The sequence below is a fragment of the Parapedobacter indicus genome (genome assembly GCF_900113765.1).
In the GTDB taxonomy this organism is placed as follows: Bacteria; Bacteroidota; Bacteroidia; order Sphingobacteriales; family Sphingobacteriaceae; genus Parapedobacter; species Parapedobacter indicus.
In genome coordinates, this window is sequence record NZ_FOQO01000002.1 from 528997 (window position 1) to 543810 (window position 14814).

A 14814-nucleotide genomic window follows, 5' to 3' on the forward strand; every position below is an offset into this window, starting at 1 on the left:
ATTCTATGCGGTCTGCGGCTTTAAATTTGGCGCTATGGTAACTCAAGATTTAAGCGCAAATTTTATGAAAACGATCAGCAGCTCTATTGCTGCATTTTTTTTACTTACCTCTTGCCTGGCATGCGAGCGGGGAGAATCCAAAGCCACGGAATCCGGGAAAGAAGTCCCCACAACACCGGAAGGACCATCCGCCGATATCACTACCCCTACCCTCGGTGAAGATGGCCAATACCGGATCGAATGGAAAGGAATCACTTGGCTGGTAAAGCATGCCACCAATCGCGACGAGCCGAGAGGGCCGGGCGAGAATACCTGGAGCAGCCGAAACGTGTGGATCGATAATCAAGATAACCTTCATCTGAAAATTACCAGACAGTCGGATGGCCGCTACTTATGTGCAGAATTACAAAGTGAAAATGCCTATCAATACGGCACCTATACCTGGAAAGTCTCCAGTGATCTCAGCACCTTGCAGAAAGATGTGATTTTCGGCCTGTTCCAATACGGAGGAACGGATTACATCAACGAAATCGATTTTGAATTTACGCGTTGGAATAACGCTTCCAGCAATTGGTGCAATTATACCGTATACCGAAATCAGGTAACGACTTCAAATCCGGAGGTAAATTATGTGCATGTCGATTATTCGGAGCCCTTGGCGGGAACCGCTACCACACATGCATACACGCGTGAGGCCGACAAGATAACTTTCAGAAGCTACCACGGCCACGGCACTTCCACACGCTTTGCAAACATACCGGGCGGCACCGCAGGATGGGTATTTGATGAGCCAGGTACCGTGCCGACCAAGGCAATGCCGGTCTACATCCAGCTATGGACAAAATACAAAAATATGATAAACTACGAGCTGAACAGTCCGAGTGTGGAGGTCATCGTAAACGATTTCATCTTTACCCCATAATCCAAAAACTTAGCTATATTGCATACCCAGTAAATATAGCTAGGTTTTATATATCCGATATGAGTAGGGTCTGGTTCCGTTGCTGCCTTCTGTTGGTCTGTCTGAGCAATTGCATGCTTGCCCGGGCACAATGGGATTATTTAAAATTCAAGCAGCTGAAAACATCGGACGGCCTTTCCCAAAACACCATACAGACCATCTTCGAAGACGACTTAGGGTTCCTGTGGTTTGGCACACAGGATGGAATCAACAAATATGATAGTTATCAATTCCATATCATACGGAAAACCCCGGATAACGAACAAACCCTGTATTCCAACGACATCAAATCCATCGTTCAGGATCGCGACAAACAGCTATGGATTGCCACATCTGATTCGGAATGTCCCAACATCTTCGATCCCGTTACCCGTCAGATCAAGGGCGCGGATGTTTACCTAGCCGATAAAGCGACGGATTTGTCCAACGTGATTTCCTTCTCGACAACCCGGGAAGGTGATGTATTGCTTTGCAGCCGATTATCCGGATTATTGGTTTACGATCACCAGCAAAAAAAGATTACAGCTACCGAAGTCGACTTCCCGGTCACCTGCACGGAACAGGATCCGCAAGGAAACCTGTGGGTGGGCACCTACCAGCAAGGTGTGGTCGTTACCGACCGGAAAGGCCGGATCATTCATCGGTACGAAGCACTCAACGATGGCCCCGTTACGGATATCCACGTCGATCAATCGGGGCGGATCTGGGCAAGTTCAGCAACGTCAGGAATATACTACTTTGATCCAGCGCAAAGTCGCTTTACCAACGCACGGCTCGATTTCGCCGATAAACTCATCGGACAGACGAAAGTTTTGTGCATCGGCGAAGATATCGATGGGCAGATTTGGTGCGGCACCGAAAACGAAGGGCTGTATATTCTGAATCTGCCCCAACGGCGCTGCAAAATATACCGCGCAGATAAACAAGATGCCCGGAGCATTACAAGCAACTCCATCAACTGCATCCAACGGGATCGGAAAGGCAATATGTGGGTTGGAACATCCGGTGCAGGCATATCCATGGTCAATATCGATGAAATCAACATCCTGCATTTCCGGAATACCGATAATCCCCACAGCCTGAATAATAACATCATAAATTGCCTTTTTCAGGATGCAGGAGGCAATATCTGGATCGGTACAGACGGAGGCGGACTGAACCGGTTTGACAAAGCCCAAAACGCCTTTGCCAACGGGCGCGACGTCCCCTTTCAACAGCCGGGTGCGGGACGCTACGTGGTTTCGATCACCGAAGGCAATGACGATGAATTGTGGGTCGGTACCTGGGGAGAGGGGATTTACCGCTACCATCGGGGGAGAAAGGGCACAAAAAGAGTAAATACGACCAACACACCGGAGCTGAAAAGCAATAATATCAACAGTATGCTGAAAGACCGGCGCGGCCGGATCTGGATAGGCACATACGGGGGCGGGTTGACGGTGTATGACCCAGCGGAAGACCGATTCCGGCATTACGGGATGGAGAAAGACATAAACAGCAACCACATACTTTCCCTCTTTGAATCTTCCGATGGGACGATCTGGATGGGAACCGAAGGTAGCGGCATCGGGGTATACAGTCCCGAAACCGGTTCATTCGATGCAATCACGACCGATTCGGAATTAGCCGACAACCCGCTTTCCAACAACACCGTAAAAAGCTTTGCCGAAGACCGGCATGGCAACATCTGGGTTGGAACCTCCTACGGACTCAATAAACTGGATGATACCCACAAACGAAATACTGTGTATTTTACTTCCAATTCTGCCCTCCAAAGTGACATTGTCAATGCGATTGTGACGGATAATTACGGGCATATCTGGGCGGCTACAAATAAAGGCATCACAAAAATCGACGACCGTACACAAGCGATGGTCAACTACATGCCCTCCAATGGCCTGCAGGGCGATGAGTTCAGGCGGGCTAAGCTCGTAGACCGCGAAGGGAACCTCTATTTCGGTGGGGTCAACGGACTCAACGTGATCAACAAATCCGGCGTTAAACCCCGGAATTACACCCCCTCGCTGGTATTTACGAATTTTCAGCTGGGCAATGTCGACGTTCCCATCAGCACGCCGCAACAACCGACCCCGTTGGCGCAGGATATCAACTACACAGAAACCATTACGCTGGATCATACACAAAATATTTTTTCGGTTGAATTTGCTTCACTCAATTATGTGGATCCGGCCCTGAAGACCTACGCCTATAAGCTCGATGGGCTGGATAAGAAATGGCTGCCGCTGGGAGACAAAAATACCCTATCGTTCAACAACCTCCCGCCCGGCGCGTATAACTTGCTCGTGAGAGGGGTCGACAACAGCGGCAGTTGGTCGGATAACGTAGCCAGTATCCGGATAGCCATTACCCCACCGTTCTGGTTGACGTGGTGGTTTAAAACCCTCGCTTTTGTTTTGGCATCCGTCGGCATTCTATCTAGCTACTACTACCGGCTCCGGAGCATCCGCCGGCAAAACACCCTGTTGGAACGAAAAATTGCTGAAAAAACAACCCAATTGCATACTGCCAACAGCGAATTGCAGACGACCAACCAGGAGATCCGGAATCAGAATACCACGCTCGCACTAAAAAACGAAGAAATCAGCCGGCAACAGCAAAAGATTATCGAGCAAAACGGCAAACTGGAAACGGTCATCAGTGAACTGGAAACGAGTAACCAGATGAAGGACAAGTTCCTGTCCATTCTGGTGCATGACCTGAAGAATCCGCTCTCTGCACTCACCGGACTTACCGATTTGCTGAAAGAGAATCTTCCGCACCTTTCCAGGAAGGAGATTACGGCGTACATCGAAGACCTGAGCCTTTCGTCCAATTCGCTGAGCAATCTGGTCATCAACCTGCTGGAATGGGGAAAAACCAAAACCAACAAGCTGCATTTCTCGCCGAAGTCATTCAATCTATATGACCTCATCCAAAAGAACGTCTATCTGTTCAATCTACAGCTACAGGGCAAACACATTCAGTGCAACGTATCGGTAGACTCCGGTGTGCGGCTGTTCGCAGACTATCAGATGATCAATACCATCATCCGGAATATTTTAAGTAATTCCATCAAATATACCAACGAAGGTGGACGGGTAACCTTCGAATGCATCAACGATGAAGGGTACATTCACATCAAGATCCGGGATAACGGGATTGGTATGGACACCGCCCAAATCGAGAAAATCTTCCGGGATCAATCGGATTCGACCATCGGCACCAACGGTGAAACCGGTACGGGCCTGGGCTTTCAGATATGCCGGGAATTTATCAGAGCCCACAACGGTGAGCTGTCCATACAAAGTACCAAAGGCAAGGGTTCGGTATTCACCATTTCGCTGCCGAATGTGCGGGGCGACTCCGGAAATCACCAACGAGATCTCCTCGCTCCCACTCCAATGGTGGCCGAATCGCTGCATAAATTCGCCAACGTGCGCGTCCTGGTGGTCGACGATAACCAAAGCATCCGATCCCTGCTTCGACATATGCTGGAAAATTACTTTGAAGTGGATGAAGCCTGCAACGGCCAGGAAGGCCTGGATATGGCACGCAAAACGCAGCCCGACCTGATTATCACCGATCTGATCATGCCGGGCATCGATGGATTGTCGTTAACGAAATCGATAAAAAGCGATCTCATGACGTCGCACATACCTGTATTATTGCTGACCGGTGAAGATCAGGAAGCCAGTCAGCTACTGGGGTATAAAGCGGGCGCGGATATCTACCTCACCAAACCCCTCCATGCCGATCTCCTGCTCGCCGTCATCGGCAATTTCCTCGACAGACCCAAACCAACCTCGAAAGAGCTGATCGACGAAAGCACACCCGAGACAGCCGATCTGGGACTATCCGAACTCGACAAAGCTTTTATGGAAGATGTACGGGATTTCGTGGTGACACACATGACAGAATACGACCTCGACTACAGAAGCCTGTGCCGCCAATTCGGCATGAGCCGTTCCATCCTCTATGCCAAATTCAAGGCCATTACCGGCAAGGGAGTGCATGATTACATCAAATCCATCCGCCTGGCGGAAGCGGAGAAGTTGCTGCACGAAGGCAAAATGAATGTTAGCCAGATTGCGTATTCCGTGGGATTCAATTCAGTATCTTATTTTTCGAAGTCGTTTTCCAAGCAGATGAACGTATCGCCCAAAGCCTATCAGAAAAATCCGAAATGAACCCGACATGATTAACAAAAAGGTGATATGGCTCTTCGGTTTATCAGGAGCCGGCAAAACGACACTTTCGCGGCTGCTTGCCGAAAAGCTGGAAAAACTTGGCCGGAGCGTCGTGTTGTTGGATGGCGATGAATTAAGGGCAGGATTGAATGCCGATCTGGGGTTTTCCAATGAAGACCGGGCGGAGAATATCCGGCGTGCCAGCCACATCGCCAACCTATTGGTGAAACGGAACGTGGTCTGCATTGGCAGTTTTATCACACCAATGGACGCGCACCGGCAACTGATATCCCGGATTGTGGGCGAAGATCTGCTGCTCGTCTATCTGGATTGCCCGGCATCCGAGTGTGAACGCCGGGATGTAAAAGGTCTTTACCGACAAGCCAGAAAGCACCTCATTTCGGATTTCACGGGTGTATCCGCGGCTTTTGAGCCCCCGGATGCAGGTGTTTTATCCATTGATACAAGCCGTCACACGCCGGAAGAAAGCATGGATATTTTGTGGCGTAGGTTGACCGAGTAGCAGACGAAACTGCCGTTGACCAAACGGGGTTTGTTATATACAAATGCACTTCCATCCGCATTGGTCACCGGTGCGCCGCTGGCTACAGCAATGGCATGTCCCGCAGCGGTATCCCATTCCATGGTAGGGCCGTGCCGGTAATATACCTGTGCCTTCCCTTCCGCAACCAGGCAGAATTTCAACGAGCTTCCGATGCTGACCACGTTCCGGATATTCAGGGAAGATAAAAAAGCTTCCTCTTCTACGGTTTTGTGCGATTTACTGCCTACGGCGACCGGATCGTTGCTTGCGCTCGCCTGTATGCGTTCGATTCTCCCCTCGGCTATTTTAAAGCTACCCTGGCCTTTCATACCGTAGTACAATACACCCGTTACCGGCACGTAAATCACGCCAAAAACAGGTTCGTTCTCCACAATTAGTGCGATATTGACCGTAAACTCCCCGTTGCGGGAAATAAATTCCTTCGTGCCGTCCAATGGGTCCACGCACCAGTAACGGCTCATATTCTTCCGCGCTTCGTAAGGGATGTCTTTCCCTTCTTCCGATAGGATGGGGACTTCCGGATAAAGATGAGTCAGCCCGTCGCTGATGATCCGATGGGATGCCGTATCAGCGAGCGTAAGGGGTGAATGATCATCTTTCTGTTGGATTCCCCATTGAGCTGTATCGGTATGATAGATCTCCAGGATTGCCTTCCCGGCCTTCCGCGCAATGTCAGCCACGGCTAGGATGTCTCTTTCGCTATCCATATACACTGACTTCGGTTTCCTTGATTCGGTTAATCAGATCAAGCTGGGGTTGCCTCCTTTTTTTGTCGTCTTCAGGAGCCGTAAACCCACGCTTCAACTGCGCATTTTTTTCGTTGAAAACGGCAACGTCGTCCGACGTGAAATTTAACAGGCGGGTTGTCGGGGTAACGGGCTCGTAGCCCAATGCTACCAAACTCTCCAACGCCACCGATTCAAATATGCGGATATCTTCAGCGGACATTTCGCGCAGGAATTTATTGCAGTTTTCCCGCATGACCGGCTTCGTTAGGTTTGTCCACATCGCGCCCCCCTCGGCCGTCCGCCGGGATTCGTCCGAGGTATAATAGTGCAGCATCGCATCCTGAAAGTCGATTCCCAAAAATGCACATAATTGCCGGATGGTTTGTTCCGGGTACTGGATAAGCTGCTCATAGTTCAGCATAAAGAATCGTTCAACCGGTACCCGATCGCGCAGTTTCAGACAGGCCTGCTGGTCCTTGTGCCACTGCTTGGCGATGTGATATGTGTGTTTTTCGCCGACGATGGCTTTCTGAAACGACAGCGCTACATCGCGCCCATCGCGATAGAGATAAATATATTTCAAATTGGGCGATGCCTTTTCCAACTCGTCGGAAAAGTACATATTACCCATACTTTTGCAACACCAATATCCTGCACCGCATTGGCGGGCCAGAAATTCGTAAATATGCTTGTTCAGCTCGAAAAGATTGAATTGATCGGCCATCCGATAGATTTCATCGTGATCCAGGCGCACACCCCAGTCTACCGGATTCACGTGGATATAGTCCACGACATCATCCACAAGACGCCGGTAAGAAACCGCATCCAATGTACCGTAGTAGGGTAGCAACGGCTCAAAATTAGTCAATAGGTGAGCCGGATGCGGAGAAACCAATTGCTCGGACTGGTTGAGAATCACCCGGAGCAGGTTGGAACCCGACCGTTGGGTACCGATGATTTGTATACCTTGTATCTCCTCCATAAATCAAAAAATATAGTCGATGATAAATCCTAGCAGAATCAAATAGATCGGATTCAACCGGGTGAAAGATAATGCTGCTAATCCAGCTAACCCAAACAATAAGGCGGGCCACGAAAAATGCGGCACCACCATGACCAGCTGGACACCTGCCGCTAGGATCATCCCGATTACCACCGGTCGGATGCCCTTAAACACCGCTTTGATCCCGTTTTGCTGGTAGTTGATGTACTGTGCCAGCACGATCATCAAGCTGGCCGAGGGAACAAAAATCGCCAAGGTTGCCAATAATGCGCCCAGAACACCCGCAATTTTATAACCGATAAACGTAACACTGACGAGAATAGGTCCTGGCGTAATCTGTCCAAAAGCGATGGCATCCACATACTCCTTGACCGGTAGCCAATGCAGTTCGTCGACCAAGATAGATTGCATGTAGGGTATAATAACCATCCCCCCGCCGAAAAGCGTCAGGCTCATCCCGCTGAAAACCGACAGCACCTGCCAGGGTCCATACGGTGCGAATTGATATCCTCCCAGTAAATACCCAACAAGTATGACGAACAGCAGGGAAATGACAACGATATTCACGGTCGACCGGGAAGTGGTACGCGGCATCCGGACCGATGGAACAGACCCCTTTCGGTAGCTCAGATAACCTACTGCCGCACCCACCAGAATCAATATAACGGAGCCGGCAAAACCACGGTATAGGAGCGTTGTGGTCAATGCGCCCAGACATAGCAACCATCCTGTCCGATCCTTGCCGATCTGCTTTTTGTACAAGGCAAACCCCGTAGACAAGACTACGGCAGCCACCGCCAGCAACACAAATAGATTTGAACCGCCCCCTCCGGGTTGGCCCGCCGACTGATAGTACCAGGCCGCAATCGCAATCATCAGAAGGGTGGGTGGTGCCGCAATCGCAACAAAAAACACACCCGCTCCTAACCAACCGCCTAACCGGTATCCCAGGTAGCAGACCACGTTGACAGCCATCGGCCCTGGCAAGAGTGTGGCCAAGCTCATGGCATTCAATACATCCTCGCTATTGAAGACCTTTTTTTGTGTAACGAGGTAACGCTCCACCATGACGACCAGGGCTGCATGGCCACCAAACGCCACCGCTCCCACCTTGAAAATACCCCACGAGAGCTCCAGCAGCGATGAGGCTGCCGTGTGTGTCGAGCGATGGGTCGTCAGCTGGCTGTTCATGGCATGGTGGTAGTTAGCAACGGTACTTCTTCGATGCGATAGGGATCGCCCCCGATACTGATTTTCCAAAGCAGGTTACCTTCGTAGTCTGACAGCACGAATAGCCGGGGATCTGTCAAACAAGTCAGTACACTGCTTTCACCCAATAGTGCAGAACTACCTTTTACCGATGAGAAGAATGCGGGTGGGTACTTGATTTCCAGGACACGGCGATACTGTTTGTTGGATTCATCCAATTTAAAAGACAATGCTCTCGACTGTTTTCGCTTAACCCCGTTATCCAGTATCATCAACTCGCCACGCCGATTTATGTGGGCGTAATGCTGTGCAAAAAACAGGTCGTCTTCCTGCATGGGAAAATCGCCCCCCTGACCAAATTTCCATACCACGTCCCCGGTTTTCCTGTTGATTTTCCAAATCTGGTTTAAATCGCGGAACGACATCAGAAAGTGGCCGTTTCCGTCGTCATACAGCGCATTGCCGTGCACGAGGTCGTTTTTGTCTTTCAAAATGGTTGGGTAATGCAGCACGTCGAGGTGGTCCAGCACCGACCACTCCCAGATTTTCTTTCCGTCGGAATTGAAAACCACAATCCCATCGGCCTTGACGGTATCAGCGGGTCCACCGCCCGCGGCACTCAGGTCAAACACTTTATGATCGAAGGTAATGGCGTAAATATTACCATCTGCATCCTTGCGTACCTCGTGGTGCACCATTTTATCCATATCCCCCTGCCCCACTTTGAAATGTTTCAGGTATTCACCCTTGAGATTTACCTCCACAATTTCGTCGCCTCCCGATGACGGTATATCTTCCGAACCGACAATGCATAACACCGTGCGATCAGGTGTCCAGGAAGATACTTTCACACCCTTCGAAAAGGGCTCATACCATACCATATCCCCCAGTCCGTTCAGGATCACCGCGGCGCCAGGCTCGGTCAGGATTTGCGTCAGGAAATACCGCGATTGCATATCCTCCCGGATCGAGTCGGCCAGGGTATCCAATGTAAAATAAGGAGTAGCGTGATAAATGGACTTGGTTTCAATGGAATATACGTTGCTCCAGTCGGTATCGGATCCCCGCTGTGCTTTTACCTGATAGGCATATTGGCGTTGGGGCAGGAAGTTATGCAGGATGACCGCATGATCGGATTTGTCGGCATACACATCAGACCATAGGGTATCCCTACCGCCGTCCAGCCAGTACTTGACCTGCACCGACGACGATTTATTCGTCGTAACGTTAACCCGCACACGCAATCGGTTCTCAGGCAGGTAATGCAGCTCAATCTTTTCGATATTCAACGGCCGCAATGCCTGATAAAGGGATACGGTGCCGACCAGAATCAGCACCGTAATCACGATATACACGACGAGGTTTCGTCTCATTACTGTCTTACCCGTCCTTGGTTAATACTGATATCCAACGATGTATTTGCCTGGATTTCCTGAATCGGATAGGGATACAACGCATAGTTGACCGCATCCGAATAGGTGTTCTGATCGCGAAGTAACGGCTTGACTTTTTCTTTAAACTTCAATAAGGGGTCGGCTCCGTTGGTAGCACTGCGTCCCCATCGGATCAAGTCGTCCCGACGGCGTCCTTCCATAAACAATTCCAATCCGCGCTCATCAAAGATAAAATCACGCAGGGCCTCTTTGGAAGGATAGCTAGCCAGTTGAACCGCAGATACGTTACTGCGTTCCCTCACTTCGTTGATTAACGATACCGATTCGTCATTGGGGCCGTTCAGTTCATTGAGCGCTTCTGCCCGCATCAGCAGGATATCCGAATACCGGATGATGCTGACGTTGTTGTATCCGGCGTAGTTATAATTGTTGACGTGGGGATATTTAAGACCGAACGTAAACTGCGCTTGCACCGTATCGGGCAAGCTCCCGCCTTCGCCGCCAAACTCCTTGGGTAACGTGATGATCTGTCCGTACAACGCTTTATAGGTACCCAGCAGTAACTGACGGCGCTGATCCTGCGGATTAAACTTCGCATAAAATTCACGATGGATCGGGAAGTTACCCCAACCGCGGTTATAATCCCAGGGTACGGACTGGATACCGAAACTGTTGGAGAGAATGCCATACGATCCCGGTTCGCTCGATGATTTCATCACAAAGATAAATTCATTATCCGACCGGTTCATGTTGTCAAACAACGCAACCACACCGCCTTCGCCTGCGGCACGCAAATCATACTCACCCGCTGTGATAATCTCGCCACATTCATCGGCGGCCTTTTGCCATTCTCCCCGCCGCATATACAACCGGGCCAATAGTCCTTGGGCAGCAGCCTTTGTGGCACGGCCGTTTAGTTCCACGGGATAACTCAGCGGAAGGTGTTCTTGGGCATATTGCAGATCGATAACGATCTGCTCTTCAACAGTTGCCTGTGCCACCAACGGTGGGTTCTCGTCTGCTTCGGTAAAATCAGCCGACGATTTCAGGTTCAGCGGCACATCCCCCCAAAGCGATGTCGCATCGTAATAAGCCAGGGCACGCAGGAAACGGACTTCAGCCAGATGCTGCATTTTGACTTCTTCCGACTCGCCGTTGCCCGTGTAGTCGATCTTGCCGATGAGGTATTCCGACTCGTTGGCTCTTGAAATCAACCGGAAGATGCTCGCCCACACGTCGTTGATAATGGAATTGCTGGCATCGTAGGTCAATTGGTCGAGCTGGATTCCCTGCCGACTGTCGGGTTTGGTCGTAACGATATCCGATGGATATTCCGTTAACTGATGCAAGTAACCGGCATAATAGCCATTTCCACCGTTATCCCGGAGTGCGGCGTATACACCGCGCACCCCCTGCAAACCATTTTCCGGTTTGGTGAGCGTGGTCTCATCAAAAACGGAATACGACTCTTCCTGCAGGCCGTTCTCACAGGAGATCGGCAAAAATGAGCAGAGCAGGAACATATATAAGGTTGGTTTTACGTAGTTCATCATTACTGTTCGATTTGTATAGTTAAAAAGTCAACCTCAATCCAAAGATATACATTTTGGCCAGTGGATAGGCATTGAAATCAAGGCCTCTTCCGACATTCCTATTTTGCTGGTCGTTCGAAACGAGGTTCCCGATTTCGGGATCCAGTCCGGTATACGAAGTCCAGGTATGCAGGTTCTGCGCATTGACGTAAAGCTGCAACTGCGCCACCCGGATTTTCGACAACAGGGAAGACGGAACCTGATAGGCCAGCGTTACATTCTTGACACGCAGGTAATCGGAACTCTCCACAAACCGGGAATTCACCCACCCGCCGTGACTGGTACCGTAAAAACCGCGCTGAGGCAGCGTGCCGTTTGGATTATCCGGCGTCCACGTTTCTGCTTCCGTGGAAGCCAGTACGTTTCCGGTCGATAGCGGATCCATCATATCCAGGCTTTGCACATTTACCAATTTACCTCCCGCCTGACCCTGAAGCACCACCGTCAGATTAAATCCTTTATAGCCCAAGCTATTGGTCATCCCGAAAAAGGACGTGGGCACACCCGTTCCGAGTACCACGCGGTCTTCCGTGTTGAGGATGCCGTCTCCGTTCGCATCCACGTATTTGGGGTCACCCGCCTGGGCGTTTGGGTGTGTGGTTGTCAGTGCGGGGTCGTCGGGCAACAGGATACCGTCGTACAGGTATCCGTTAATGGAACCGATGGACTCGCCCACACGGATAATGAAAGGGTCTTCAAAATTTGCAGCACCGTCGGGTTTGACAGATCCCACATAGATATCGGCATTGTTGCTGCCTAATTCGCGGACGCGGTTGCGGTTGTTGGAGTAGTTGATCGATGTATTCCACTCAAAGTGATCATTCCGCACGTTAACCGTCTGCAGTGCAAATTCCCATCCTTTATTGGATACTGCCCCTGCATTGCCTGTCCGGAATAAGAATCCCGTGGAGGGTGCGATGTTCCGATCCAGCAACAGGTTATCGGTATACTTGTCATAGTAATCGGCTATTACGACGATCCGGTCGTTAACAAAACCGATATCCACTCCGATATCCAGTGCCTTTGTACTTTCCCATTTCAGATTCTGGTTTGAAAGCCGGGTCACGGCAATCCCATTGACCGTCGTGAGACCGTCTTCCGTGTATTTGGTGGAGTTGTTACTGGCATAGGTGGCCAGGGAAATACCCGGGCTGATCCGGTCGTTGCCGGTAAGGCCGTAGCTGGCCCGCAGCTTGGCTTGCGAAAGCCACGTCAAATCTTCGGCAAAACTTTCGTTCTTCACATTCCACGCGGCAGCTACCGAAGGAAAATAACCCAATTTATTGGACTTGCCGAATACCGACGATCCATCGATGCGGTAGGTTGCTGTCAAGCTATAACGCGCGTCGTAGTCATAGTCGACACGGCCGAACCAGCTGGCACGGTTGGTACGGTTACGGGCCGAGTAGCTGGTAAAATTCTGCGCAGTACCCAGGTTATTATATCCGAGGTTATCGCTAGCGAAATTGGTAGCATTGGTTCCATACTCGAAATAGAGATACGTTTGATAGTTATAACCGGCCAGTAGTCCGATATTGTGTTTATCAAAGGTGCGGTTGTATCGGGCAGTGGGGTTAAAGATCAGCTCTTTTGAATCAAATGACACGATAGATCCCCGACCCTTGGTAGCTGATGCATTGGGCACCGTAGACGGCGCAAAATAAAATTGCTCCGTTCTATTCAAGTCTGCTCCGAAATCCGCTTGCAGAAAGAGGTCCCTGATCGGCTCATACTTCATCGAGAAATATCCATTGGTCCGATAGCTCGTGTTTTCGCGGTCTTCCGCCTCCACGAAGTGCAACGGGTTCTGTGCATCCAGCCGTGGGGGAACACCCGAATCAAACGTCGACGCAGGATTCGCACTCAGCACCTGTTTCAGGAATCCGTTGATGGTTGACGGAGCCAGGGGAAGATCGTTCTGGATACCATAGTTTCCGAATACACGACCCGAAAGCGTAAATTGCTCGCTCACATGATGATCTACGTTGATACGTGCCCCGATCCGTTTGTATTTGGAATGTACGACGACCCCCTCCTGCCCCAGGTAGTCGAAACTGGTGTACACGCCGGTTTTATTGGTTCCGCCGATGAAGCTAAGGGAATGGTCGTTCACACGGCCCACCTGGAAAACCTCGTTTTGCCAGTCGGTACCCAGTATCCCCGATTGCAGCGAATCCAAACGCCCGGCGGAATACGGAGGTAGTTCCCCATTTGCCTCTGACATCCGGTTGCGCCGCAGCGCGAAATCATAAGAGCCCATTAGGTCATAGCGATCGATGACACGCTGGTACCCCACCGAACTATTCACATTCAGGTTACTTTTTTTGTCGGTTCCTTTTTTGGTGGTGACCAATACCACACCGTTTGCGCCGCGTGCACCATAGATGGACGTGGAAGCAGCATCTTTCAAGATGGTGATGGTTTCGATGTCCTCGGGTTTGATGGTCATTCCGATTCCTTCGGATGCGGGAAACCCATCGATGACGTAGAGCGGTTCGCTATCCGCATTAATCGAGTTGGTGCCCCGGATGCGGATCGATAAGCCGGCACCGGGCGTGCCATTATTTTGACTGACCTGCACACCCGCAGCCCGCCCCTGCAACATGTTTCCCACGGAAATGGACGATCTGTTGAGGTCCTCGGCATTGAGCGACACGGCTGAACCTGCAAACAGGTTCTTATCCCGGGTACCGTATCCCACCACGACCACTTCTTCCAGCGTTTCCTGTTCCGCCGCCAGTGTAATAATTAGTCCGGCAACCGACGATCCGCCGGTTTGATGTGTCTGACGGGCGTAGCCCACACGCGAAAACACCAGCTGACCATTTGCCGGTGCCACAAGCGTGAACGTACCCGCCTCAGTGGATTTGGTTAACGTTGCGCCACCCACGACGCCTATATTGACATCGCTGAGCACGGTTCCGTTTTCATCGGTGACAGTCCCGGAAACGTTGATCTGCGTTTGAGCATTTGTCAACAGGGCACTTCCTCCCATCCACAAAAACAACAGTAGGCTTGTCAGTCGGATAAACTTGGGTTTACAATTTACCATAGTGTTAGTTAATTTACGTAGTACATTGGGTATTTAGGGTATTATTGGCTTCACCAACAACATACCCACAAATGTACCGCTCCAAAGATGACTTAAAATTCCTATAGTCCTTATTTTTTGTCC

Annotated in this window: 9 protein-coding genes; 3 read left to right on the forward strand and 6 right to left on the reverse strand. The window is 50.5% G+C overall.

What is annotated here, in order from left to right; genetic code table 11:
• Nucleotides 1–64: 64 nt before the first annotated feature.
• From BMZ56_RS25395 to cysC, 3 genes are read left to right on the forward strand one after another with little or no spacing between them, the layout of a single operon-like run.
• Entirely contained in the window at nucleotides 65–922 is an 858-nt protein-coding gene (locus tag BMZ56_RS25395) for a glycoside hydrolase family 16 protein (RefSeq protein ID WP_177195046.1), read from the forward strand.
• A gap of 59 nt (nucleotides 923–981) precedes the next feature.
• Entirely contained in the window at nucleotides 982–5148 is a 4167-nt protein-coding gene (locus tag BMZ56_RS05790; protein ID WP_177195047.1) for a hybrid sensor histidine kinase/response regulator transcription factor, read from the forward strand.
• A gap of 7 nt (nucleotides 5149–5155) precedes the next feature.
• Nucleotides 5156–5671 (forward strand): adenylyl-sulfate kinase, encoded by a 516-nt coding sequence (gene cysC / locus BMZ56_RS05795; protein ID WP_090625375.1) that lies wholly within the window; start codon nucleotides 5156–5158, stop codon nucleotides 5669–5671.
• Here cysC and cysQ read toward each other — a convergent pair.
• Genes cysQ through BMZ56_RS05825 form a run of 6 tightly spaced genes read right to left on the reverse strand, consistent with a single transcriptional unit; the run spans nucleotide 5620 to nucleotide 14691 of the window.
• The gene (gene cysQ / locus BMZ56_RS05800) at nucleotides 5620–6420 is read right to left on the reverse strand and encodes a 3'(2'),5'-bisphosphate nucleotidase CysQ (RefSeq protein ID WP_090625378.1); all 801 of its coding nucleotides are present in this window, start codon (nucleotides 6418–6420) and stop codon (nucleotides 5620–5622) included. The two genes, cysC and cysQ, sit on opposite strands and share 52 nt — an antisense overlap.
• The gene (locus BMZ56_RS05805; RefSeq protein ID WP_090625380.1) at nucleotides 6413–7423 is read right to left on the reverse strand and encodes a sulfotransferase family protein; all 1011 of its coding nucleotides are present in this window, start codon (nucleotides 7421–7423) and stop codon (nucleotides 6413–6415) included. Before BMZ56_RS05805 ends, cysQ begins: the two co-directional genes overlap by 8 nt.
• Nucleotides 7424–7426: 3 nt before the next feature.
• Nucleotides 7427–8635, reverse strand: coding sequence for a chromate efflux transporter (chrA, locus tag BMZ56_RS05810; protein ID WP_090625383.1), 1209 nt, complete (start codon nucleotides 8633–8635; stop codon nucleotides 7427–7429).
• Nucleotides 8632–10026: an aryl-sulfate sulfotransferase gene (locus BMZ56_RS05815; protein ID WP_090625386.1), complete on the reverse strand. Its 1395-nt coding sequence runs from the start codon at nucleotides 10024–10026 to the stop codon at nucleotides 8632–8634. The genes chrA and BMZ56_RS05815 overlap by 4 nt, the downstream gene beginning before the upstream one ends.
• Nucleotides 10026–11600, reverse strand: a complete 1575-nt coding sequence (locus BMZ56_RS05820) for a RagB/SusD family nutrient uptake outer membrane protein (protein ID WP_090625388.1) — start codon at nucleotides 11598–11600, stop codon at nucleotides 10026–10028. The genes BMZ56_RS05815 and BMZ56_RS05820 overlap by 1 nt, the downstream gene beginning before the upstream one ends.
• A gap of 19 nt (nucleotides 11601–11619) precedes the next feature.
• Nucleotides 11620–14691: a SusC/RagA family TonB-linked outer membrane protein gene (locus BMZ56_RS05825; RefSeq protein WP_090625391.1), complete on the reverse strand. Its 3072-nt coding sequence runs from the start codon at nucleotides 14689–14691 to the stop codon at nucleotides 11620–11622.
• Between the last annotated feature and the right edge of the window lie 123 nt (nucleotides 14692–14814).

Excerpts from the sequence above, each read along its gene's own strand:
- BMZ56_RS25395 (WP_177195046.1), top strand. The coding sequence starts at position 65 with ATGAAAACGATCAGCAGCTCTATTGCTGCATTTTTTTTACTTACCTCT.
- BMZ56_RS05790 (WP_177195047.1), top strand. The coding sequence starts at position 982 with ATGAGTAGGGTCTGGTTCCGTTGCTGCCTTCTGTTGGTCTGTCTGAGC.
- cysC (WP_090625375.1), top strand. The coding sequence starts at position 5,156 with ATGATTAACAAAAAGGTGATATGGCTCTTCGGTTTATCAGGAGCCGGC.
- cysQ (WP_090625378.1), bottom strand. The coding sequence starts at position 6,420 with ATGGATAGCGAAAGAGACATCCTAGCCGTGGCTGACATTGCGCGGAAG.
- BMZ56_RS05805 (WP_090625380.1), bottom strand. The coding sequence starts at position 7,423 with ATGGAGGAGATACAAGGTATACAAATCATCGGTACCCAACGGTCGGGT.
- chrA (WP_090625383.1), bottom strand. The coding sequence starts at position 8,635 with ATGAACAGCCAGCTGACGACCCATCGCTCGACACACACGGCAGCCTCA.
- BMZ56_RS05815 (WP_090625386.1), bottom strand. The coding sequence starts at position 10,026 with ATGAGACGAAACCTCGTCGTGTATATCGTGATTACGGTGCTGATTCTG.
- BMZ56_RS05820 (WP_090625388.1), bottom strand. The coding sequence starts at position 11,600 with ATGATGAACTACGTAAAACCAACCTTATATATGTTCCTGCTCTGCTCA.
- BMZ56_RS05825 (WP_090625391.1), bottom strand. The coding sequence starts at position 14,691 with ATGGTAAATTGTAAACCCAAGTTTATCCGACTGACAAGCCTACTGTTG.